Annotated in this window: 1 rRNA gene (running past one end of the window); it reads right to left on the reverse strand. The window is 57.0% G+C overall.

Annotation, left to right across the window (positions count from 1 at the left end):
• A 23S ribosomal RNA gene (locus ACZ6RT_RS37425) occupies positions 1-1,282 on the reverse strand (it extends 1,488 nt beyond the left edge of the window).
• Between the last annotated feature and the right edge of the window lie 484 nt (positions 1,283-1,766).

The raw sequence follows: 1,766 nt of genomic DNA on the forward strand, positions 1-1,766 counted from the left end.
CATGTGAATGCCACGACTTCGGCGGTGTACTTGAGCCCCGCTACATTGTCGGCGCGGAATCACTTGACCAGTGAGCTATTACGCACTCTTTCAAGGGTGGCTGCTTCTAAGCCAACCTCCTGGTTGTCACTGCGACTCCACATCCTTTCCCACTTAGCACACGCTTAGGGGCCTTAGTCGGTGGTCTGGGCTGTTTCCCTCTCGACTACGGAGCTTATCCCCCGCAGTCTCACTGCCACGCTCTCACTTACCGGCATTCGGAGTTTGGCTGACGTCAGTAACCTTGTCGGGCCCATTAGCCATCCAGTGCTCTACCTCCGGCAAGAAACACGCGACGCTGCACCTAAATGCATTTCGGGGAGAACCAGCTATCACGGAGTTTGATTGGCCTTTCACCCCTAAACACAGGTCATCCCCCAGGTTTTCAACCCTGGTGGGTTCGGTCCTCCACGCGGTCTTACCCGCGCTTCAACCTGCCCATGCCTAGATCACTCCGCTTCGGGTCTACAGCATGCGACTCAAACGCCCTCTTCAGACTCGCTTTCGCTACGGCTCCCCCACACGGGTTAACCTCGCCACACACCATAACTCGCAGGCTCATTCTTCAAAAGGCACGCAGTCACATCACAAACAAAGGACAAGTCCCTCGTTTACGCTCCTACGGCTTGTAGGCACACGGTTTCAGGTACTATTTCACGACCCCTCACCGGGGCGCTTTTCACCTTTCCCTCACGGTACTTGTTCACTATCGGTCATCAGGGAGTATTTAGGCTTACCAGGTGGTCCTGGCAGATTCACACAGGATTTCTCGGGCCCCGTGCTACTTGGGATCCCCTCCAACAGTCCAACCAATTTCGCCTACCCGACTCTCACGGTCTACGGCGCCACTTCCCAGAAGCTTCGGCTATCGGAAGGATTTCTAACTGTTCACGGTCTCGGCAGAAACCGTAAGAGGGTCCCACAACCCCGTAAACGCAACGCCTGCCGGCTATCACACGCCTACGGTTTAGCCTGATCCGCTTTCGCTCACCACTACTCACGGAATCACTAAATTGTTTTCTCTTCCTACGGGTACTGAGATGTTTCACTTCCCCGCGTTACCACCAACCGCCCTATACATTCAGGCGGAGGCAACACCACATGACTGGTGCTAGGTTTCCCCATTCGGACATCCCCGGATCAAAGTCTGGTTGGCGACTCCCCGGGGCTTAACGCAGCCTCCCACGTCCTTCATCGGCTCCTGATGCCAAGGCATCCACCGTGTGCCCTAAAAAACTTGGCCACAAAGATGCTCGCGTCCACTATGCAAATCTCAAACAACAAACAGCGACCACACCCGAGCTGCCACCAACACCCACCACGACACGCGCGATGAACTGGTCTGACAGAAGGATGGTCCTGCATGAGGGTCAAACAGACAGCAAGTCCGCCTCAGCGGGCCCGCCTGATGTCCGTTTCCTCAGGACCCAACAGTGTGTTCGCCCCAGCCCGACCCCTGACCCGACGTTCCCACTCCTTCGACCCAAGGGCCGGAGGCGGTACTGATCGGACAGCGATCACGCTGAACCGAGTAGCCAGTGCTCCACTAATGAGCGCGCCGAGCGTGAGACGTTCGCTCACGAACACGACATGGACTCCACCCTCGGCCACCAGGACCGAGCACGTAGAGCCGGTGCTCCTTAGAAAGGAGGTGATCCAGCCGCACCTTCCGGTACGGCTACCTTGTTACGACTTCGTCCCAATCGCCAGCCCCACCTTCGACCGCT

The organism is Streptosporangium sp. NPDC050148 (assembly GCF_055586505.1).